This is a genomic window from Streptomyces sp. HUAS 15-9 (assembly GCF_025642155.1).
Classification (GTDB): Bacteria; Actinomycetota; Actinomycetes; order Streptomycetales; family Streptomycetaceae; genus Streptomyces.
The window spans coordinates 5,121,083-5,142,096 of sequence record NZ_CP106798.1 but is presented as its reverse complement, the minus strand read 5'-3'; the positions used below and the strand labels follow the sequence as shown (position 1 = coordinate 5,142,096).

At 68.5% G+C, this 21,014-nt stretch carries 18 protein-coding genes and 1 tRNA gene; 7 read left to right on the top strand and 12 right to left on the bottom strand.

Annotated elements, in window-relative coordinates; all coding sequences use genetic code 11:
• Positions 1 to 59: 59 nt before the first annotated feature.
• From rpoB to rplK, 6 genes are all read right to left on the bottom strand, one after another.
• Positions 60 to 3,545, bottom strand: coding sequence for a DNA-directed RNA polymerase subunit beta (gene rpoB / locus N8I87_RS23780; RefSeq protein WP_263211560.1), 3,486 nt, complete (start codon positions 3,543 to 3,545; stop codon positions 60 to 62).
• Between the two features lie 595 nt (positions 3,546 to 4,140).
• Complete coding sequence (rplL, locus tag N8I87_RS23775; protein WP_152784543.1) at positions 4,141 to 4,524, bottom strand: 50S ribosomal protein L7/L12; 384 nt, start codon at positions 4,522 to 4,524, stop codon at positions 4,141 to 4,143.
• A gap of 114 nt (positions 4,525 to 4,638) precedes the next feature.
• The gene (gene rplJ / locus N8I87_RS23770; protein ID WP_059127163.1) at positions 4,639 to 5,169 is read right to left on the bottom strand and encodes a 50S ribosomal protein L10; all 531 of its coding nucleotides are present in this window, start codon (positions 5,167 to 5,169) and stop codon (positions 4,639 to 4,641) included.
• Positions 5,170 to 6,294: 1,125 nt separating this feature from the next.
• Positions 6,295 to 7,218, bottom strand: a complete 924-nt coding sequence (locus N8I87_RS23765) for an SCO4651 family lipoprotein (protein WP_263211556.1) — start codon at positions 7,216 to 7,218, stop codon at positions 6,295 to 6,297.
• Between the two features lie 162 nt (positions 7,219 to 7,380).
• Positions 7,381 to 8,106, bottom strand: coding sequence for a 50S ribosomal protein L1 (rplA, locus tag N8I87_RS23760; RefSeq protein ID WP_250402411.1), 726 nt, complete (start codon positions 8,104 to 8,106; stop codon positions 7,381 to 7,383).
• A 105-nt stretch (positions 8,107 to 8,211) separates the two neighbouring features.
• On the bottom strand, positions 8,212 to 8,646 hold the full coding sequence (rplK, locus tag N8I87_RS23755) for a 50S ribosomal protein L11 (RefSeq protein ID WP_263211552.1): 435 nt from the start codon (positions 8,644 to 8,646) through the stop codon (positions 8,212 to 8,214).
• A gap of 424 nt (positions 8,647 to 9,070) precedes the next feature.
• Here rplK and N8I87_RS23750 point away from each other — a divergent pair, with 424 nt between their 5' ends.
• Entirely contained in the window at positions 9,071 to 9,922 is an 852-nt protein-coding gene (locus tag N8I87_RS23750) for a hypothetical protein (protein ID WP_263211550.1), read from the top strand.
• Between the two features lie 623 nt (positions 9,923 to 10,545).
• Here the strand turns inward: N8I87_RS23750 and N8I87_RS23745 are convergent.
• Positions 10,546 to 11,280, bottom strand: coding sequence for a GntR family transcriptional regulator (locus N8I87_RS23745; RefSeq protein ID WP_263211549.1), 735 nt, complete (start codon positions 11,278 to 11,280; stop codon positions 10,546 to 10,548).
• Between the two features lie 261 nt (positions 11,281 to 11,541).
• Between N8I87_RS23745 and N8I87_RS23740 the strand changes: the two genes are divergently transcribed.
• The 4 genes from N8I87_RS23740 to N8I87_RS23725 all read left to right on the top strand — a co-directional run bounded on the left by N8I87_RS23740 (position 11,542) and on the right by N8I87_RS23725 (position 14,999).
• Positions 11,542 to 11,919, top strand: a complete 378-nt coding sequence (locus N8I87_RS23740) for a hypothetical protein (protein ID WP_263211547.1) — start codon at positions 11,542 to 11,544, stop codon at positions 11,917 to 11,919.
• Positions 11,920 to 12,163: 244 nt separating this feature from the next.
• The gene (gene repSA, locus N8I87_RS23735) at positions 12,164 to 13,561 is read left to right on the top strand and encodes a replication initiator protein RepSA (RefSeq protein WP_263216616.1); all 1,398 of its coding nucleotides are present in this window, start codon (positions 12,164 to 12,166) and stop codon (positions 13,559 to 13,561) included.
• Positions 13,558 to 13,752 (top strand): helix-turn-helix transcriptional regulator, encoded by a 195-nt coding sequence (locus N8I87_RS23730; protein WP_263211546.1) that lies wholly within the window; start codon positions 13,558 to 13,560, stop codon positions 13,750 to 13,752. Before repSA ends, N8I87_RS23730 begins: the two co-directional genes overlap by 4 nt.
• On the top strand, positions 13,752 to 14,999 hold the full coding sequence (locus N8I87_RS23725; RefSeq protein WP_263211545.1) for a tyrosine-type recombinase/integrase: 1,248 nt from the start codon (positions 13,752 to 13,754) through the stop codon (positions 14,997 to 14,999). Before N8I87_RS23730 ends, N8I87_RS23725 begins: the two co-directional genes overlap by 1 nt.
• A 75-nt stretch (positions 15,000 to 15,074) precedes the next feature.
• Here the strand turns inward: N8I87_RS23725 and nusG are convergent, their stop codons facing one another.
• The 3 genes from nusG to N8I87_RS23710 form a co-directional block, all read right to left on the bottom strand.
• Positions 15,075 to 15,941, bottom strand: a complete 867-nt coding sequence (gene nusG / locus N8I87_RS23720; RefSeq protein WP_263211544.1) for a transcription termination/antitermination protein NusG — start codon at positions 15,939 to 15,941, stop codon at positions 15,075 to 15,077.
• An 80-nt stretch (positions 15,942 to 16,021) separates the two neighbouring features.
• Positions 16,022 to 16,309, bottom strand: coding sequence for a preprotein translocase subunit SecE (secE, locus tag N8I87_RS23715; RefSeq protein WP_263211542.1), 288 nt, complete (start codon positions 16,307 to 16,309; stop codon positions 16,022 to 16,024).
• A gap of 106 nt (positions 16,310 to 16,415) precedes the next feature.
• Positions 16,416 to 16,488, bottom strand: a tRNA-Trp gene (locus tag N8I87_RS23710).
• A 262-nt stretch (positions 16,489 to 16,750) separates the two neighbouring features.
• Here N8I87_RS23710 and N8I87_RS23705 point away from each other — a divergent pair.
• On the top strand, positions 16,751 to 17,977 hold the full coding sequence (locus N8I87_RS23705; protein ID WP_263211540.1) for a pyridoxal phosphate-dependent aminotransferase: 1,227 nt from the start codon (positions 16,751 to 16,753) through the stop codon (positions 17,975 to 17,977).
• A gap of 151 nt (positions 17,978 to 18,128) precedes the next feature.
• Positions 18,129 to 19,169, top strand: a complete 1,041-nt coding sequence (locus N8I87_RS23700) for an adenosine deaminase (protein ID WP_263211538.1) — start codon at positions 18,129 to 18,131, stop codon at positions 19,167 to 19,169.
• On the opposite strand, the gene N8I87_RS23695 is transcribed toward N8I87_RS23700, so the two are convergent.
• Complete coding sequence (locus tag N8I87_RS23695; protein ID WP_263211537.1) at positions 19,150 to 19,824, bottom strand: hypothetical protein; 675 nt, start codon at positions 19,822 to 19,824, stop codon at positions 19,150 to 19,152. The two genes, N8I87_RS23700 and N8I87_RS23695, sit on opposite strands and share 20 nt — an antisense overlap.
• A gap of 84 nt (positions 19,825 to 19,908) precedes the next feature.
• Entirely contained in the window at positions 19,909 to 20,964 is a 1,056-nt protein-coding gene (locus tag N8I87_RS23690; RefSeq protein WP_263211536.1) for a UDP-N-acetylmuramate dehydrogenase, read from the bottom strand.
• Between the last annotated feature and the right edge of the window lie 50 nt (positions 20,965 to 21,014).

Here is a 21,014-nt window from a genome sequence, read left to right as displayed (position 1 = left end):
TGAAACGGGGGCCTGGGGGTCGGCGGGGCCCTGTGGGTGAGGGCTCCGCCGGACTCCCGTCAGACCTCTTCGACGCTGCTCGGCTCGCGCCGGGACAGGTCGATGCCGAGCTCCTCCGCAGCGCGGAAGACGTCCTCGTCGGTGTCACGCATCTCGATGGACATACCGTCGCTGGACAGCACCTCCACGTTCAGGCAGAGCGACTGCATCTCCTTGATGAGCACCTTGAAGGACTCGGGGATGCCGGGCTCGGGGATGTTCTCGCCCTTGACGATGGCCTCGTAGACCTTCACGCGGCCGGTGACGTCGTCGGACTTGATGGTCAGCAGCTCCTGGAGCGCGTACGCGGCGCCGTAGGCCTCGAGGGCCCACACCTCCATCTCGCCGAAGCGCTGGCCGCCGAACTGCGCCTTACCGCCCAGCGGCTGCTGGGTGATCATCGAGTACGGACCGGTCGAGCGGGCGTGCAGCTTGTCGTCGACCAGGTGGTGCAGCTTCAGGATGTACATGTAGCCGACCGAGATCGGGTCCGGGAACGGCTCTCCCGAACGACCGTCGAACAGCTGCGCCTTGCCGGACGGGAGCACCATGCGCTCGCCGTCGCGGTTCGGGATGGTGTGCTGGAGCAGACCCGCGAGCTCGTCCTCGCGCGCACCGTCGAAGACCGGGGTGGCGACGTTGGTGCCGGGAGCGACGGCGTCGGCGCCGATCGCCTGGAGGCGCTGCGCCCACTCCTCCGCGAGACCAGAGACGTCCCAGCCGCGGCTGGCGAGCCAGCCGAGGTGGATCTCCAGGACCTGTCCCGGGTTCATTCGGGACGGGACACCCAGCGGGTTGAGGATGATGTCGACCGGAGTGCCGTCCTCCAGGAACGGCATGTCCTCGATCGGTAGGATCTTGGAGATGACACCCTTGTTGCCGTGCCGGCCGGCGAGCTTGTCACCGTCGGTGATCTTGCGCTTCTGCGCGACGTAGACGCGCACCAGCTGGTTCACACCGGGGGGAAGCTCGTCGCCCTCCTCGCGGTCGAAGACACGCACGCCGATGATCTTGCCGGTCTCGCCGTGCGGCACCTTCAGCGAGGTGTCACGGACCTCACGGGCCTTCTCGCCGAAGATCGCGCGCAGCAGGCGTTCCTCGGGGGTCAGCTCGGTCTCGCCCTTCGGGGTCACCTTGCCGACGAGGATGTCACCGGCGATGACCTCGGCGCCGATCCGGATGATGCCGCGCTCGTCGAGGTCGGCGAGGACCTCCTCGGAGACGTTCGGGATGTCCCGGGTGATCTCCTCGGGGCCGAGCTTGGTGTCACGGGCGTCGACCTCGTGCTCCTCGATGTGGATCGAGGAGAGGACGTCGTCCTGCACGAGGCGCTGCGACAGGATGATCGCGTCCTCGTAGTTGTGACCCTCCCACGGCATGAACGCCACGAGCAGGTTCTTGCCGAGGGCCATCTCGCCGTGCTGGGTGGCCGGACCGTCGGCGAGGACCTGGCCCTCGACGACCCGGTCGCCCTCGTTGACGATGACCTTCTGGTTGACCGAGGTGCCCTGGTTGGAGCGGGCGAACTTGGCCAGGCGGTACGTGATGTACGTGCCGTCGTCGTTGGCGGTGGTGATGTAGTCCGCGGAGACCTCCTGGACCACACCGGCCTTCTCCGCCTTGACGACGTCGCCGGCGTCGACGGCGGAGCGGTACTCCATGCCGGTGCCGACGAGCGGGGCCTCCGCCTGGAGCAGCGGAACGGCCTGGCGCATCATGTTCGCGCCCATGAGGGCACGGTTGGCGTCGTCGTGCTCGAGGAAGGGGATCATGGCGGTCGCGACCGACACCATCTGGCGCGGCGAGACGTCCATGTAGTCCACGTCGTCACCGGGGACGTAGTCGACCTCGCCGCCACGACGGCGGACCAGGACGCGGTTCTCGGCGAACCGCATCTCGTCCGTGAGCGTGGCGTTGGCCTGCGCGATGACGAAGCGGTCCTCCTCGTCGGCGGTCAGGTAGTCCACCTCGTCGGTGACCTGGCCCTCGACGACCTTGCGGTACGGGGTCTCGACGAAACCGAACGCGTTGACCCGGCCGTAGGAGGCGAGCGAACCGATCAGACCGATGTTCGGGCCTTCAGGGGTCTCGATCGGGCACATGCGTCCGTAGTGGGACGGGTGCACGTCACGGACCTCGAAGCCGGCCCGCTCACGGGAGAGACCACCCGGGCCGAGCGCGGACAGACGACGCTTGTGCGTCAGCCCGGACAGCGGGTTGTTCTGGTCCATGAACTGGGACAGCTGGCTGGTGCCGAAGAACTCCTTGATGGAGGCGACGACCGGCCGGATGTTGATCAGGGTCTGCGGCGTGATCGCCTCGACGTCCTGCGTGGTCATGCGCTCGCGCACGACGCGCTCCATACGAGCCAGACCGGTGCGGACCTGGTTCTGGATGAGCTCGCCGACGCTGCGCAGACGACGGTTGCCGAAGTGGTCGATGTCGTCGGTCTCGACGACGATCGTCTGGCCGTTGTCGGCGGCCGTCTCGGTCTCGCCCGCGTGCAGCTTCACCAGGTACTTGATCGTCGAGATGACGTCCTCGACGGTCAGGACGCCCGCGTCGAGCGGCGCGTCCGCACCCAGCTTCTTGTTGACCTTGTAGCGGCCGACCTTGGCGAGGTCGTAGCGCTTCGGGTTGAAGTACAGGTTCTCCAGCAGCGTCTGTGCGGCCTCACGCGTGGGGGGCTCGCCCGGACGCAGCTTGCGGTAGATGTCGAGCAGCGCGTCGTCCTGGCCCTGGGTGTGGTCCTTCTCCAGGGTGGCGCGCATGGACTCGTACTCGCCGAACTCCTCGAGGATCTGCTCGGTCGTCCAGCCGAGCGCCTTCAGGAGGACGGTCACGGACTGCTTGCGCTTGCGGTCGATACGGACACCGACCATGTCGCGCTTGTCGATCTCCATCTCCAGCCAGGCACCCCGGGACGGGATGATCTTGGCGGAGAAGATGTCCTTGTCGGAGGTCTTGTCGATGGAGGAGTCGAAGTAGACACCGGGCGAACGGACCAGCTGCGAGACCACGACACGCTCGGTGCCGTTGATCACGAACGTGCCCTTGTTCGTCATGAGCGGGAAGTCGCCCATGAAGACCGTCTGGGACTTGATCTCACCGGTCTCGTTGTTGGTGAACTCGGCCGTGACGAAGAGCGGGGCGGCGTACGTGAAGTCGCGCTCCTTGCACTCGTCGATCGAGTTCTTCGGCGGCTCGAAGCGGTGGTCCCGGAACGTCAGGGACATCGACCCGGAGAAGTCCTCGATCGGGGAGATCTCCTCGAAGATCTCCTCCAGACCGGACTTGGTGGGGACGTCCTGACCGTTCTCCAGAGCCTCCTCGACCCGACTCTGCCAGGCGGTGTTGCCGAGCAGCCAGTCAAAGCTCTCGGTCTGCAGCGCGAGCAGGTTCGGAACCTCAAGAGGCTCCTTGATCTTTGCAAAGGAAATGCGCAGCGGGGCGGTGCTGGCGCCGTTGTTCATATTCGCGGTCGAGGCATTGCGCGAGGCGGCCAAGAGGGGGTCCTTCCGAGGGCTCGGACTCACTGCGCGCGTACCGGCCCCTCTCCCGCGCACGGAGACAGAAATCCCAGGTCAGGGAAGGTTCAGTCGTCTGTGCTCAAGTGAGGGCATGCCCCTGGTGACGGGCAGGGGACAGCTAACAGGCAGCGCAAAGGGTCAGTGTAGCCACTTGGCACACTGATGTCCAGTGCGGGTTTTTCGAGACCCTCGTTGTTGTCAACGCCCTCGGCATCCTGCCCTCAACGCACGTTGATACTGCCCTCTTCGTCGTCGATCCATGCCTCGGATTCGGATCCTTGTGACGACGCGTCCTGAGAATTGCGCGCTGCGTGCGGTTCGTCAAGGCCCTCCCCGCCCAAACCGGATGCTGCGCTCGTCACTTGCAGCCGGACACCAGGGGCGCTCGAGGGCACGACGAAGATCACCATACTCTCCGCACCACCTGGTGCAAGGCAGCCGCCGCCCGACCCTCGGAACGCCGAAGAGCGACCACCCGGATGGATGATCGCTCTTCGGTGCGTTCGCGTTACAGCCCTACGGGGCTGTCGTCAGCGCGCAAAGCAGGAGTCCGTGGTGCGGACCCGTGAGGTCACTTGACCTCGACGGAGGCGCCGGCGCCCTTGAGGGACTCGGCGGCCTTCTCCGCGGCGTCCTTGGCAACCTTCTCCAGGACGGGCTTCGGGGCGCCGTCCACGAGGTCCTTGGCCTCCTTCAGACCCAGGGAGGTCAGCTCACGCACGACCTTGATGACCTGGATCTTCTTGTCGCCCGCACCGGTGAGGATGACGTCGAACTCGTCCTTCTCCTCCTCCTGCTCGACCGGGGCGCCCGGGCCGGCGGGGCCGGCAACGGCGACCGCGGCGGCGGCGGTGACGTCGAACTTCTCCTCGAACGCCTTCACGAACTCGGAGAGCTCGATGAGGGTCATCTCCTCGAACTGCGCGAGCAGGTCTTCCTGGCTGAGCTTCGCCATGGTGGGCGATCCTTCCACTAATTCGGCTGGTGCCGGATGTACATGTATGGCGGGCGTACGTTCGGCCCGCTACGACCTCCGCCTGGGGCGGCGACGGTCATTTCGCGAGCCGAGTTACTCGGCACCGCCCTGCTCGGCCTGCTTGGCACGAAGAGCGTCCACGGTGCGGACGAGCTTCGACGGGAGCGCCTGGAAGACCTGAGCAGCCTGGGTCTGCTTGCCCTTGAAGGCGCCCGCCAGCTTGGCGAGCAGAACCTCGCGGGACTCGAGGTCCGCAAGCTTCTTGATCTCGTCGGCGGACAGCGCCTTGCCGTCAAGGACACCGCCCTTGATGACGAGGTTCGGGTTGTCCTTGGCGAAGTCACGAAGACCCTTCGCCGACTCCACCGGGTCACCGGTGACGAAGGCGACCGCCGTCGGACCGTTGAACAGGTCGTCGAGCGTCGTGATCCCGGCCTCGTTGGCCGCAATCTTGGTCAGCGTGTTCTTCACCACGGCGTACTGGGCGTTCTCACCGAGCGAACGACGCAGCGTCTTGAGCTGCGCCACGGTGAGACCCCGGTACTCGGTCAGCACGGCGGCGTTCGAGCTGCGGAACTGCTCCGCGAGCTCGGCTACCGCGGCAGCCTTGTCGGGCCTTGCCATAGAGCGTCGGCCTCCTTCCGGGTGATGGACCGCTCGGAAGGGGCTGAGACAAACGAAACGCCCCGGCGCAGGCGCTCGGGGCGGACTCGACCGGCCGCACGCGCAGAACGCGTATGCTCCGGGAGTTCTTCCACTCTCACCTGCGCGGGTCGCCCACTTGTCAGCGGATCCTTCGGCCACCGCACCTTCTTGCGAACGTACGGCAACGACCAGCGGTCTTTGGCTTCGGTAGGAGAGTACGGGACCTGCCCGCAGTCAAGCAAATCGGACGGTACGGGGCTCAGCGGGACCCTTCTCCACCGGCTCGGGTGGTGGCGGCCCCCGGGGCCGGGTCACGCCCGGCCCGGTCGCATTCGACGCAGGTGCCCATCTTCAGGCCGAAGCCGGAGCGGACCTCGGCGATCGGGCCGAAGCCACCGACGGCTTGGGCGCCAGCCCCCGCAGCCTTCCCACCGCCAGCCCATCGGACATCGCCGACGACAGCCACGAAGGCGACCTCCCGGACCGGATCGCGCCCGGCCCGGTCCCGATTGGCGCCGGTGTCCGCCTTCAGGCCGAAGGCGGAGCAGACCTTGACGGTCGGGCCGAAGCCACACCGACGGCTTGGGCGCCAGCCCCCGCAGCCTTCCCACCGCCAGCCCATCGGACATCGCCGACGGCAACCAGGAAGGCGACCTCCCGGACCGGATCGCGCCCGGTCCGGTCCCGATTGGCGCCGGTGTCCGCCTTCAGGCCGAAGGCGGAGCAGACCTCGGCGGTCGGGCCGAAGCCACCGACGGCTTGGGCGCCAGCCCCCGCAGCCTTCCCACCGCCGACCCATCGGACATCGCCGACGACAGCCACGAAGGCGACCTCCCGGACCGGGTCACGCCCGGCCCGTTCGCATTCGGCGCCGGTGTCCGTCTTCAGGCCGGAGCCGGAGCGGACCTCGGCGATCGGGCCCAAGCCACCGGCGGCTTGGTTCGGACCGCCCCGTCGGCCCGGGCCCGACCGTCCTCCCGGTCATCCGGTAGCGCGGGGGCGACACGTCCCGGGGCTTCTCCACGGCCCGCAGGACGGCTCGCGGCTGAGACGGCTCCGAGCCGAACGCTCCTTGCCTCCCGTCCTACAGCCGGCCGCGGGGATTCAGGAGGTGATGCCGGAGCCACCCGCTGCCGTGCCCGTGCTCTTCAGCAGGTCGGTGAAGTCCCTGGTGTCGCTCGCCGGGGGCTTCTCGGCCGAGACCTTCACGCCGTAGTCGCTGTAGTACGCGGTCTGGGTCATCCGGCCGGCCGACATGTCGGCCTTCTCGACCTTCTTGACCAGCAGGTTCTGGTCGTTGACCCAGATGTCCACGGTCTCCGTGCTGACCCCGGCCTGGGTGAGCTGCTTCTTCATGTCCGCCAGCTGGCTCGCGCTGAGGTTGCCGCTCTTGCCTGCCAGGTCGGCGACGTTCACGGTGCCCGAGTAGTGCGTGGCGTTCACGCCGGAGACCTTCTCCTCGCCGACCTTCCTGACGTCCCCGGAGGCCAGCAGCAGCTTCACGGACTGGTTCGGCGTGGTGTTCTGGATCTGGTCCTTCAGATACGCGCCGGAGCCGCCGCCGAGCCGGGCGAGGTCGTCGTACGCGTACCGGATCCAGTGCTTGCCGCCCGCCTGCTGGGCGAACTTGTCGCTCATGTGGGCGTAGTAGGCGTCGGGCAGATAGCGGGCCTCCATCGACGTCGAGCCGAGCCGGCGCATCGTCTGGGCCGTGGAGCCGCCGGTGTAGTCGATGGTGAGCGTGCCCTGGAGGCCGTCGCCCCAGCTGAAGGCGCCGTCCGCGGTCATGGACATCACGGAGCCGATGGTCGTCGACGAGCGGACCTTGGCCGACTCGGCCTTGTCCGTGGACTTCTCGGCGGAGCGCAGGGCCGCGACGGGGCTGACGTGCGTCGTGCCATGTCCGCCCGCCTTGTCGTCCTTGCCGGAGCCGTTGGAGGAGCCCGAGGAACCGCAGGCGGCCACCCCCGTCAGCGCGGTCAGCACCGCGATCGAAAGGGTCACGCGGCGCACGGTCGTGCTCTTCATGTCGTCCCACCCCTATGCGAGTCCTGTGCCCGCGCACCGGCCCGGCGCGCTGGCGGTCGTACGAAAAGTCGCACAAAGAAAGGACGGACCCGGAACCTCATAGGTTCCGGGCCCGCCCTTCAATGACGCGTGCCGAACGCGGCTACCGGGGTGAGCTCAGGCTCAGACGGCGGCCGGGTCCTCCTCGACGAGGAGGTTGCGGGTGCGGTTCGAGTCGACCGGAATGCCGGGGCCCATCGTGGTGCTGATGGCGGCCTTCTTGATGTAGCGACCCTTGGCGGCGGACGGCTTCAGACGGAGGATCTCCTCCAGGGCCGCGCCGTAGTTCTCCACCAGCTGGGCGTCCTCGAAGGACGTCTTGCCGATGATGAAGTGCAGGTTCGAGTGCTTGTCGACGCGGAACTCGATCTTGCCGCCCTTGATCTCGGTCACAGCCTTGGCGGTGTCCGGGGTCACGGTGCCGGTCTTCGGGTTCGGCATCAGACCACGCGGGCCGAGGACGCGGCCGAGGCGGCCGACCTTGCCCATGAGGTCCGGGGTGGCGACGACGGCGTCGAAGTCCAGACGACCCTTCGCCACCTCGTCGATCAGCTCGTCGGCGCCGACGATGTCGGCGCCCGCGGCACGCGCGGCCTCGGCACGGTCACCGGTCGCGAAGACCAGGACCCGGGCGGTCTTACCGGTGCCGTGCGGAAGGTTCACGGTGCCACGGACCATCTGGTCGGCCTTGCGCGGGTCGACACCCAGACGGAAGGCGACCTCGACGGTGCCGTCGAACTTGGTCGTGGAGGTCTCCTTGGCGAGACGGACGGCCTCGAGCGGGGCGTACAGCTTCTCCCGGTCGACCTTGGCGTCCGCAGCGCGGAGAGCCTTGCTGCGCTTGCTCACAACTGCTCCTGTGTGTTCTGAGAGGAGTCGTGGTGTACGGGCCGAGCAGGCCCTACCACGTGCGGCTGCCTCTTCGGCAGCTGCATGGTTCTACGAAGGTGGGGTTCAGCCCTCGACCGTGACGCCCATGGAACGCGCGGTACCGGCGATGATCTTCGCGGCGGCGTCCAGGTCGTTGGCGTTGAGGTCGGGCATCTTCGTCGTGGCGATCTCGCGGACCTGCGCCTGGGTGATCTTGGCGACCTTGGTCTTGTGCGGCTCGCCGGAGCCCTTCTCGATGCCCGCGGCCTTGAGGATCATCTTCGCGGCCGGCGGCGTCTTGGTCACGAAGGTGAAGGAACGGTCCTCGTAGACCGTGATCTCCACCGGGATGACCCAACCGCGCTGCGACTCGGTCGCGGCGTTGTAGGCCTTGCAGAACTCCATGATGTTGACGCCGTGCTGGCCCAGCGCCGGGCCGACCGGCGGCGCCGGGTTGGCGGCACCGGCCTGGATCTGGAGCTTGATGAGCCCCGTGACCTTCTTCTTCTTGGGAGGCATGTCTCTCTCCGGGTCCTTACTGAGAGGTTGGTTACCACCTGCGTCATTCGGCTGCACCGGAACGTGCATGATCCCGCAGATGGCATACCGCACAACGATAGCCGCTGTGCCCCCAGGACAAGAAATCGTCCAGGTCAGGCGGCCTGCGCGAGGTCGTCAGCGCATCACTCGGAAGTGTTCGGCCCACCACTCGGAAGTGGTCCGGCGGCCGCAGCTCGCACGGATCGGCCCGCCCCCGGGGCGCCACGCCGGCATGCGGCATCCACAGTTCCCCGCCGTGCATGGATCGGCTCCGGACGTCACCCGTTCAGCCCGCCTGTGCCCCGCTAATGGCCCTCGGCCGCGCGCGCCGGACCGCTCGCCGGGCTCTGATGGCGTCAGAGGCATGAACGGCGTGTCTCACCACTCGAAGGAGTCGACCCCCATGCGCCGCACCGCCCATACCGTTTCCGCTGCCGCCCTGGTCGGCCTCATAGCCGGCACCACCGCCCCGGTCGCCTTCGCGGCACCGGCCGAGCTGGTGGATGCACTCAGGGCGGCGCCCCAGAGCCGGTCCTACGAACCCCGGCAGGACGTCGCCCAGGACACCGCCCTGGTCCCGTCCGAGCAGTCCCAGCAGGACCTCGGGCAGGGCCCCGCCCAGGAAGCCGTGCCCGGCGACATCGGCCAGGACACCGGGCCCGTCGACATCCCGCAGGACCCGTCCCTGAACCAGGGCGCCGTCCAGGACCCGTCGTCCGTCGGTACGACCCTCCAGGACACCTCCGGACAGCAGCCCGCCCTGGACCCGGCCTACGGGACGACGTCGCAGGTCGACCCGGCCAGTGTGCTGCCCCAGGGCAATCCCCCCGCGGGGACAATGGCGGGCGCCACCCGGCCGCCCGGCGGCGTATCTGCCGACAACGCCTCCAACAGTCCCATTCAGTCGGTGGTCATCCAGAACCCCGTCAACAACTCCAACGAGCAGGGTTCGCACAACGTCTCCCACGACAACGGCAACAACAACCGCCGCGACGAGGGACGGGATCACGGCGGGTTCTTCCCCGGGCCCTTCCTTGGCGGCTTCGGCAACCTCGGGACCAGCATCGTCGCGATCCCGCGCGGCACCGCCGGCGTGAGCGGCGTGAGCAATGTGGTCCCGGGCCCCGTGGCCGCGGGCGAGGGAGGTTCCATCAAGTCGCCGGTGCCCACGTTCATCGCGGGCGGCGCCCTCGTGGCACTGGGTTGCGCCGCGGCCGCCCACCGCCTGTGGCTCCGGAGGCGGCGAATGGGCTGACCCGGGTCCCGCGGACACTCCGCGCCCGCGTCACACGACGGAGCCGATACGCACGACGCCCCTACCGCGGGAAACCGCTAGTAGGGGCGTCTTCGACTGCTGAGTCGTCTTCGACCGTTGAGTCGGACTAGTTCTTCTGGAAGTGATGCGCCATCGGGCCTACCAGCGGCGCACATCCGCCCTCCCCTATCTGACCAGCGCAACTACCGCGACTAGTTGTCATCATCTGTCAACGTCGGTTCGCCTCGCACGGCCCCAGCACGGCCCAGGGCGCGCCCTCCACGACAGAGGTCGGCTCCAGGCTTTGGACGGGAGCTGCCATGGGGCGAGTGATCATGGCCCCGTAAGCTTCCGGCGAGTCGGGCAGTCTGTGGACCTGCCCGTTAAAGCACGACGTTGGGGCCATGATCTTCGAGGCTCGCCCCATGGTGGCTGTCTAAAGCCTGGAGCCGACCGGCCCGTGATCCACTACAGGTCTACCGACATCCCCGCAGCACGCAGGCGCGCCGTTGGCGCGGGCCGCCGCTGGCGAAGACAGGGCGAGCGGTCCGCGCCGAAGACGGCGCGCCCCCGCGCCGTGCGCGGGGGACTTGATGAGGTAGAGAAAGCTGTAACGAGCTGGCTTAGCTGCTCAGGCGGTACTCAAGGACGTAAGAACCGGCGTCCAAGAGCATTTGGTTGACTTCGACCGGTCGGTCCTCGGCCGTGTAGGCGATACGGCAGATCTCGACTATGGGCACGCCTGAAGCCAATCCCAGAGCGGCCCGTTCGTCCTCGCTGGGCATGCGGGCACGGAGCTCTTCACTGAACCGCACGGGCTCAGCTCCAAGTTCGGCAAGCCGGGCGTAGCTGCCACCCGGGCCTGTGTCCTCCTGGGCGATAGCCGTGCCGCGCACCAACTCGGCTGGAAGGTACGACGTGGCCATCTGGACGGGGCGGCCCTCCACGACGAACTTGCGGCTACGAACGATCACTGGAGCGCCAGGCTCCATATCGAGACAGCGACTTACCTGGTGGGGTGCCGCTGCTTCATAGACCTGCACGTCAGTCACTAGGGGCCGCTGGGCTACGTCTGCTGACCAGATGGAGTGTCCTGTCGACCACCGGGACTTAGCCAAGCGATCATTCGCCACACGCCTGATCGGGCGGAACTCTCGAACGTACGTACCGGAGCCGGGGCGGGCGACAGCAAGACCTTCACCAACAAGGATCTTGAGCGCCTGGTTGGCGGTCATCTTTGCTACGCCGTACTTGCGTACCAGCGACGGCTCACCGGGCAGTCGATCACCCGGCGTCAGCTCACCGGACTCGATCCGCGCCCGGAGATCGTCGGCGATCTGCCGCGCAGTCTCGGGCATGGCCTCATCTCTCCCTCAATGCTCCCTAGGGTGGTCAGCCTACCGGCGCGCTGACTGCATTGCGAATCCCCGCCGATCGGCATTTGAAAGCTGCCCGAATTACCGGGCGACCAATTCACGTACAGGTTGCCCGTGTTGACATCCCTAGGGAGGTTGCAGCACAATCTCCCTAGGGAGGTTTACTCCCGCATGGAGAAGGGGCGACGCCCTACCGCCAAGCAGATGCGTCGCCCCTCGTGTCCCTCGAAGGGAGCTTCCATCATGCCGTCGAAGTTCGCTGCCGCGCACTCCGCGCGACTGTCCCCTGCAGTCTTAGCCTGTCTGCCGGATGTGGCGCTGATCCTCGCGCTGTACGCCTCGGACTACCTCCACGAGCGTCGCCCAGACCTGAGGGAGGTCGCGGCCTTCATCGTCGACGGCGCTAACCGGTGGGGCCTGTCGGAGCTGATGAACAACACTTGCCATCTGGTGGCCTTCTGGCAGATGTGCGACGACGACGCGTCCACCGATGAAGCCTGGACGGCCCACCGCGAGCGGTTCGACAACTACCGGATCATTCACTGCACCCTCACCAAGGGGCAGTACGCAACAGTTCGGCGTCACCTGCGGGCCATGGCCGGTGAGCGGGTTGCCGCATGAGCCTGTTCCCTTCCTGCCTGGATCTGCTGGACCGCCCGACCACGTGCCCCAGCTGCCGTTCTCACGCACCCGGCTGGGTCCGGGTGTCGGTGGACGGAGTGAGCGTCCTCACCCACGACGGTGACCGGATCTGTCCGGCTGACCGCCTCTTCGGCAGGTCGGCCACCTCTGCCCCGGCTCCTGCCGCCTCGCGCACGGTCATAGGGGTGGCCTCGTGACGTTCTTCCCCGTCGCCCCGGAGGCTGTGGCCGACGCTGCGGCCTCCCTGGGGACCGACCCCCTGACGCTCGCCGACCTGCTTCGGGTCGCCAGCTCCCCTGGCTTCGACCGCTGGCAGGAGCAAGTACGCCGTACCGGCGGCTGCGCCCACCCGATCCGCCTCATGGGCCAGACCGTCACCCGCGAGGCGAAGACCGGTGACGTCCTGTACTCCTACAGCACCGAGCACGAGCCCGGGGGCATGCTCCGCGTCGCCTGTGGCAACCGGCGGGCCTCCCGCTGCCCGGCCTGCGCCTGGACCTACGCCGGGGACACCTACCACCTGATCCGCGCCGGGATCACGGGCGACGAACGCAAGGACGTCCCCGAGACGGTTCGGGACCACCCCCGCGTCTTCGCCACCCTCACCGCGCCCTCATTCGGCCCGGTCCACAACCGGCCGGACTCCGGGCGCTGCCGCTGCGGTGCCCAGCACGCCGACGATGACACCGCCCTCGGGACAGCACTCGATCCGGAGCGCTACGACTACGCCGGGGCGGTGCTGTTCAACAACTTCGCCGGAGACCTGTGGCGGCGCTTCACCATCTATCTGCGCCGCGAGATCGCCGCCCGCGCGGGCCTGACCCAGTCGGCCATGAAGGAGGTGTGCCGAGTCTCCTTCGGCAAGGTCGCCGAGTTCCAGAAGCGCGGCGCCGTGCACTTCCACGCCGTGGTACGCCTCGACGGTCCGGACGGGCCCGACACCGCGCCCCCGGCCTGGGCCACGGTCGTCCTCCTGGACGATGCGATCCGCGCCGCTGCCGCTCGGGTCGCCGTGCCCGTACCTCCCGCCGGCGCCTTACCCAAACGCCAACTGCGCTGGGGGTCCCAGGTCGACGTGCAGCCCATCGGAGCCCTCGGGCACGAAGAGCTGACCGAACAGGCCGTCGCCTCCTACGTCGCCAAGTACGCCACCAAAGCGGCCGAGACCACGGGCACCGTAGACCGCCGGATCGGGGAGCTCTCCGAACTCGACAAGCTGCCGCTGCCCGACCACACCCGGCGTCTGATCGAAGCCTGCTGGGTGCTGGATGGGGCCTACCCGGATCGGCTGCTGGCCCGCTGGGCTCACATGCTCGGCTTCCGCGGGCACTTCTCGACCAAGAGCCGCCAGTACTCCACCACCCTCGGTGCGCTCCGCCAGGTCCGCGCCGACTACCGCGCCCGCCAGGAACGCCGCGAACGCGGGCTCTCCGAAGACCTCGGCGACACGGAGGGCTCCACGCTCGTGCTCGCCCACTGGACCTACGCCGGGCAGGGCCACACCCCGGGTGAGTCCTGGCTCGCCGCCTCCATCGCGCGAGACCTCCGCCTCAACCGGGAGATCGCGCGTGAGACGCTCACCGACTGGCCCGAGCCGGACGACTGGGAGGTGTGCGCATGAGGCGCCTGCCGGACCAGTACCTGACCCCGGAAGACCTCGTGGTCATGCTCCGTCTGCCCAGCGTCGACACCGTGTACCAGTGGCGCCGCAAGGGCACCGGGCCGCGTGGCTTCCGCGTCGGTCGTCACCTCCGCTTCGACCCCGAGGACGTACGGGCCTGGGTCGAGTCCCTCATGGAAGGGGCCGCCTGATGGCCGGACACGTCCAAGACCGCTGGTACAAGGCCGAGGCCGGACCGGATGGGAAGATCCATAAGGTCAAGACCGACCGGTACGGCGTCGGTCTCCGCTACCGGGCCCGGTACGTCGCCCCGGACGGCACGGAGAAGTCCAAGAGCTTCCCCGACCGCAAGAAGCGCGAGGCTGAGCGGTGGCTCGCCAACATCGAAGCGGACATGTCACGCGGCCACTACATCGACCCTACGGCCGGAAAGATCACGTTCAGGAAGTACGCCGAAGACTGGTTGGCCTCTCAGACGACCGATCCGGCTACCCGGGTCGCGGTCGAGAGTCGGCTACGGCTCCACGTCTTCCCGTACTTAGGCAGTCGGCCGCTGGCCTCGTTCCAGCCCTCACACATCCGGTCTTGGGCTCGGCTCCTGGAGGACACCGGGGCCGCCAGCTCGTACAGGCGCGTGATCTTCGGGAACGTTTCGGCCGTGCTCTCGGCCGCCGTGGATGACGGCTACCTGGCCCGGAACCCGTGCCGTGCTGGTTCGGTTCGGCCACCCAAGCCATCCCCCGGACGGGTCACACCCTGGTCACCTGATCGCGTCTTCGCGGTCCGGTCCGGGATGCCCGATCGGCTCGGGGCCATGGTCGACCTCGGCGCGGGCTGCGGCCTCCGTCAAGGTCAGATCTTCGGGCTAGCCGTTGACGACGTAGATCCGCTGGCCGGTGTGCTGCACGTCACGCAACAGGTGAAGCTGGTGAACGGTCACCTGATCTTCGCACCGCCCAAGAACAACAAGCTCCGGGACATTCCTCTCCCCGACTCTGTGGCGGCCGTGCTCGCGACTCACATAACGGCCGTCCCGCCGGTTGAGATCACGTTGCCCTGGCTGCGCTCGGACGGTCCACCGGTGACCAAGCTTCTCTACTTCAGCACTCAGGACGGCTCGGCGCTCCGCCGGAACGACTTCAACGCCCACGTCTGGAAGCCCGCTCTTGCTGCGGCCGGAGTGATCCCGGTCCCTGGTCCTGGCGAGCGGTACAAGGAAGCCCGCGAGGACGGAATGCACGCGCTGAGGCACTTCTACGCCTCGGTGCTCCTGGACGCCGGAGAGAACGTCAAGGCACTGAGCACCTATCTGGGGCACGGCGACCCTGGATTCACTCTCAGGACGTACACGCACCTGATGCCGACCAGCGAGACCCGAACTCGCAAGGCCGTGGATGCGGTCTACCGCAAGGCCCGGAGGCGCCCCACGGCCCAGTGACGGCCCCCTGGACACGACAGAGCCCCTGCCCAACGGGAAACCGCTGGTCAGGGGCTCTTTCAGATGATCGTGAAGCTAGTTCTTCTGGATCTGGTCGAAGGAGAGCTCGACCGGCGTCTCGCGGCCGAAGATCTCCACCAGGCCCTTGACCTTCTTCGAGTCGGGGTTGATCTCGTTGATGGTCGCCTGCAGCGTGGCGAACGGGCCGTCGGTGACGGTGACCGAGTCGCCGACCTCGAAGTCCAGCACCTGGACCTCGACCTTGCGCTGCGGAGCGGGCTTGCCCTCGGCCTCGGCTGCCTCGCGGGCGGCCTTCTCCTCGGCCTCCGGGGCGAGCATCTTGACGATCTCGTCCAGGGTCAGCGGGTACGGGTCGTAGGCGTTGCCCACGAAGCCGGTGACGCCGGGGGTGTTGCGGACGACGCCCCAGGACTCGTTCGTCAGGTCCATCCGGACCAGGACGTAGCCCGGGAGCTTGTTCTGCTTGATCGTCTTGCGGTCGCCGTTCTTGATCTGGACGACCTCTTCCTGCGGCACCTCGGCCTGGAAGATGTAGTCCTCCACGTTCAGCGAGACGGCGCGCTGCTCCAGGTTGGTCTTCACGCGGTTCTCGTAGCCGGCGTACGTGTGGATGACGTACCACTCGCCGGGCAGCAGGCGGAGCTCCTCGCGCAGGGCCTGGACCGGGTCGACGGGCTCGGCGGGCTCCTCCTCGGAGACCTCCTCGACCAGGGCGGCCGACTCGTCGGCCGCGATGTCCTCGCCGTCCTCGTCCTCGACGTGCAGAGCGGCCTCCTCGGCCGGCTCCCCCGACTCGGCCTCGGCAGCCTCGAACTCGTCGTGCTCGTCCGCGCCCTCGACGATGTCGAGCTCGTCGTCCACCGCCTCGGCAGCAGCCCCGCGAGGCTCAGCGGCGTCGTCGTTCAGGTTCGGGTCAGACACGATGGCTGCTTCTTCCTGGATACATAGAGGTGGAACATGCGAAAACGGGCGCCGGTACCACGGCGCCCTTCGCTCTTGGCTCAGCCGAAGACGTACTTGGCCGCGTGGTTGAGCCCATAGTCAATCACGGTCACCAGCGCGATCATGATGGCGACGAAGAAGATCACCACAGTGGTGTACGACGTCAGCTGGTTGCGCGTCGGCCAGACGACCTTGCGGAGCTCCGCGACGATCTGGCGGTAGAAGATCGCGAGGCGCTTCAGCGGGCCCTTCTTGGCGCGCTTGCCGCCCTTGCGGGCCTTCTTCTTGGACTCCGACACCTCGTCCTGAGCATCAGGCGTGTCGATGGAGCCCACGGCGTCCGTCATTCGTCCTCACCTGATCCCGGGTCGTGGCCGTGCCGCGCCCGGTTCTGAGCCGCACGGCGGTGCAATGCTGTACGTACATGCGCACACATCCTGGCGGTGTGTGTAGCAGGGCCGGAGGGACTTGAACCCCCAACCGCTGGTTTTGGAGACCAGTGCTCTACCAATTGAGCTACGACCCTTTGGCGTTTCCCCCAACTTACCGCATCCGACCGGGTGCTCGGTGTGCACCGGCTGAACTGCGGCCGCCGAAGGCCAACGAGGTAGGAGTGTACGTGGTCCGGGCCCCGGCGTCGAACAGAATGTGTCCGCTCGGTCTCACCGGACGGAAGATCGTCCTGGCGGCGGCCCGGATCCGGACTCTTGTTCAGTGGTCGGCCGGATGCCGTTCAGTCTGTGAAACCGGCGTGCCGGTGTCGTTTCCCGTCTGAAACGATGGGCCCCATGAGCGCTGCAACCCCTCCCACCGAGCGCCGGGTCTCCGCCCGAGTCGGCGCGATCTCCGAGTCCGCCACCCTCGCCGTGGACGCCAAGGCCAAGGCCCTCAAGGCCGCCGGGCGTCCGGTGATCGGCTTCGGCGCGGGTGAGCCCGACTTCCCGACGCCGGACTACATCGTCGAAGCCGCCATCGAGGCCTGCAAGAACCCGAAGTACCACCGCTACACGCCGGCCGGCGGGCTGCCCGAGCTGAAGGCCGCGATCGCCGCGAAGACGCTGCGGGACTCGGGCTACGAGGTCGACCCGGCCCAGATCCTGGTCACCAACGGCGGCAAGCAGGCCATCTACGAGGCCTTCGCCGCGATCCTCGACCCGGGCGACGAGGTCATCGTCCCGGCGCCGTACTGGACGACGTACCCGGAGTCCATCCGCCTGGCCGGCGGTGTCCCGGTCGAGGTCGTCGCCGACGAGACGACCGGCTACCGCGTGAGCGTGGAGCAGCTGGAGGCGGCCCGCACGGACAGGACGAAGGTCGTCCTGTTCGTCTCCCCGTCCAACCCCACCGGCGCCGTCTACAGCCAGGAGGAGGCCGAGGCGATCGGCCGCTGGGCCGCCGAGCACGGCCTGTGGGTCCTGACGGACGAGATCTACGAGCACCTCGTCTACGGCGACGCGAAGTTCACCTCACTGCCCGCCCTCCTGCCCGAGCTGCGCGACAAGTGCATCGTGGTCAACGGTGTGGCGAAGACGTACGCGATGACGGGCTGGCGCGTGGGCTGGATCATCGGCCCGAAGGACGTGGTCAAGGCCGCCACGAACCTCCAGTCGCACGCCACCTCGAACGTGTCGAACGTCGCCCAGGTCGCCGCCCTGGCCGCCGTCTCCGGCGACCTGGAGGCCGTCGCGAAGATGCGCGAGGCGTTCGACCGCCGCCGCAGGACGATCGTGCGGATGCTGGGCGAGATCGACGGCGTGCTCTGCCCGGAGCCCGAGGGCGCCTTCTACGCCTACCCGTCGGTCAAGGGCCTGCTCGGCAAGGAGATCCGCGGCAAGCGCCCGCAGACCACGGTCGAGCTGGCCGCGCTGATCCTGGAGGAGGCCGAGGTCGCGGTCGTCCCGGGCGAGGCCTTCGGCACTCCCGGCTATCTGCGGCTGTCGTACGCCCTCGGTGACGAGGATCTCGTCGAGGGCGTGAGCCGGATCCAGAAGCTGCTGGCGGAGGCGCGGGACTGACGTCAGCGGTAGTAGATCCACTGCCTCACGCGCGCGTGGCGGGCCGTTTCCCTGTCGGGGGGCGGCCCGCTTCTTCGTCTCCGTGTGCGAGCAAGACCACGTTCGAGGAAACAGCTACCGACACGGCACGGGCATACGGCAGGATCCTGGAATGGAGCGTGTACGTGATGTCTCTGAGCTGCCGAAAGCCCATCTGCATCTGCACTTCACCGGCTCGATGCGGCCGGGGACCGTCCTGGAACTGGCCGACAAGTACGGCGTACGTCTGCCCGACGCGCTGACGGAAGCGCTGACCAGCGGGGAACCGCCGAAGCTACGGGCCACGGACGAGCGGGGCTGGTTCCGCTTCCAGCGGCTGTACGACGCGGCACGCTCCTGCCTCAGAGAGCCGGAGGACATCCGGCGCCTGGTCCGGGAGGCCGCCGAGGAGGACCTCAGGGACGGCTCGGGCTGGCTGGAGATTCAGGTGGACCCGACCTCGTACGCACCCCGCCTGGGCGGTCTGATCCCGGCGCTGGAGATCATCCTGGACGCGGTGGAGACGACGTCCCGCGACACCGGCCTTGGCATGCGCGTGCTGGTGGCCGCCAACCGTATGAAGCACCCCCTGGACGCGCGCACACTGGCCCGTCTCGCGGTGCGCTACGCCGACCGGGGCGTGGTGGGCTTCGGGCTGTCGAACGACGAGCGGCGGGGCATGGCGCGGGACTTCGACCGGGCGTTCCACATCGCACGCGAGGGCGGCCTGCTCGCGGCGCCGCATGGCGGCGAGCTGACCGGCCCGGCGTCGGTGCGCGACTGTCTGGACGACCTGAGCGCGGCGCGGGTCGGGCACGGTGTGCGCGCGGCGGAGGACCCGCGGCTGCTGAAGCGGCTGGCGGACCGGGGCGTGACGTGCGAGGTGTGCCCCGCGTCGAACGTGGCGCTGGGGGTCTACGAGAAGCCGGAGGACGTCCCGCTGCGGACGTTCTTCGAGGCGGGCGTCCCCATGGCCCTGGGCGCCGACGACCCGCTGCTCTTCGGCTCCCGCCTGGCCGCGCAGTACGAGCTGGCCCGCCGGCACCACGGCTTCACGGACGCGGAGCTGGCGGAACTGGCCCGGCAGTCGGTGCGGGGTTCGGCGGCGCCGGAGGACGTGAAGACGAAGCTGCTGGCGGGCGTGGACGACTGGCTCAGCGGCCCGGCCTCTTGAAGTGGGCGTAGGGCGGATACGCCTTGAAGCAGACCAGGACCTCGTCGGGGTGCCCACCGCCAGGGCCGGGCGGCTCGACCAGGGGGAGCCTCGCCATCATGCGTGAGTACCCTTCGGCGACCCGCTTCTGGCGCGGCCCCCAGCCCGCCGCGTAGGCGAGGGACGTGGCCGTCTCGGCGAAGACGTCCCGGCTGCCGAACAGGAAGAACGTGCGGGCGTGGGTGGTGTGCCGCAGCTCGTCGCGAAAGCCGGCGTGCTGCTGACGGCCGCGCCAGGACGCGGCGTCCCGCGCCGTGCGTGCCTCGTCGGTGCGGACGGTGAGCGGGGTGCCGGCTCCGAGCGCACGGCGCAGCGCGGGCCACGTGCCGGCGCGCAGTCCGTACGCGTGGTGGACCAGGACGAGGTCGACGAGTTCCCCGATGCCTTCGTCCGACGGGACCGCGTCCCGCAGCGGCACATGGACGATCGTGTGGCGTGAGTAGGCGGCGAAGGAGAACAGGCCCGCGAGCCGGTTCAGTCCGTCGTGGTCGCCGTACAGCCGGCCGATGGGGTCCGGGGCACGCAGTGAGGTGTGGCGCAGGGGCTGCCGGGGCTGGACGACCCGGTGTTCGTGGGGTCCCGTCCGGGGGCGGAACTGGCGCAGTCTCAGCTGCATATAGGGGGCCTCATGCCCTCAGGGTCACGGTCGGGCGCGGCCGTCGGCAACGGAAATTCCGCTCCTGAGACCGTGCCACGGCCCCTAGAGACTGACGCCCACGGTCACCGGCTCGTTGACCAGCGTGATCCCGAAGGCCGCGCGGACGCCGGCCACGACCTCGCGGGCCAGGGCGAGCAGGTCCTCGGTGGTGGCCTCGCCCCGGTTGGTGAGGGCGAGGGTGTGCTTGGTGGAGATGCGGGCGGGCCCGGTGCCGTATCCCTTGGTGAAGCCCGCCTTGTCGATCAGCCAGGCCGCCGAGGTCTTGGTGTGGCCGTCGCCCGCAGGGTAGGCGGGCGGCTCGATGCCGTCGCCCAGCCGCTCACGCACGCGCGCGTGGAACGCGGCGAACTGCTCGTGGGTGAGGATCGGGTTGGTGAAGAAGGACCCGGCCGACCAGGTGTCGTGGTCCTCTGCGTCCAGGACCATGCCCTTCCCGGCACGCAGTTCGAGGACGGTCTCGCGGGCGGTGGCGAGCGGCACCCGGTCGCCCGGCTCGACCCCGAGGGCGCGGGCCGTCTCGGCGTACTTGACGGGGGCCGACAGCCCGTCCGCGTCCTCCAGCTCGAATCGGACCCGCAGCACGACATGGCGCGCGGGGTCCGCCTTGAAGCGGCTGTGGCGGTACGAGAAGGCGCACTCCTCGTTCGTGAGGGTGACCGTCCTTCCCTCCCGCCGGTCGTACGCGATCACCTCGGTGATGGTCGAGGAGACCTCCTGGCCGTACGCGCCGACGTTCTGGATCGGTGTCGCGCCCGCGGATCCCGGGATGCCGGCGAGGCACTCGATGCCGGTGAGCCCGGCCTCGACGGTGCGGGCGACGGCGTCGGTCCACACCTCGCCCGCGGCCAGCTCCAGGGTGGTCCCGCGCAGTTCGAATCCGCCGGTGGCGATGCGCAGGGCGGTGCCGTCGAAGCCCTTGTCGCCGATGACGAGGTTCGATCCGCCGCCGATGACCAGCAGCGGCGTCCCGCTGTCGTCGGCCTCGCGAACGGCGTCGACGACCTCGGCGTCGGTGGTCGCGGTGACGAGCCGGGTCGCTGGACCGCCCAGCCGGAAGGTGGTCAGCGGGGCGAGGGGGGCGTCGTGGAGTTCCTGCACGCGCTCAAGACTACGAGACACCGGTGACAGCCCCGGCCGGGTGGCTCGCC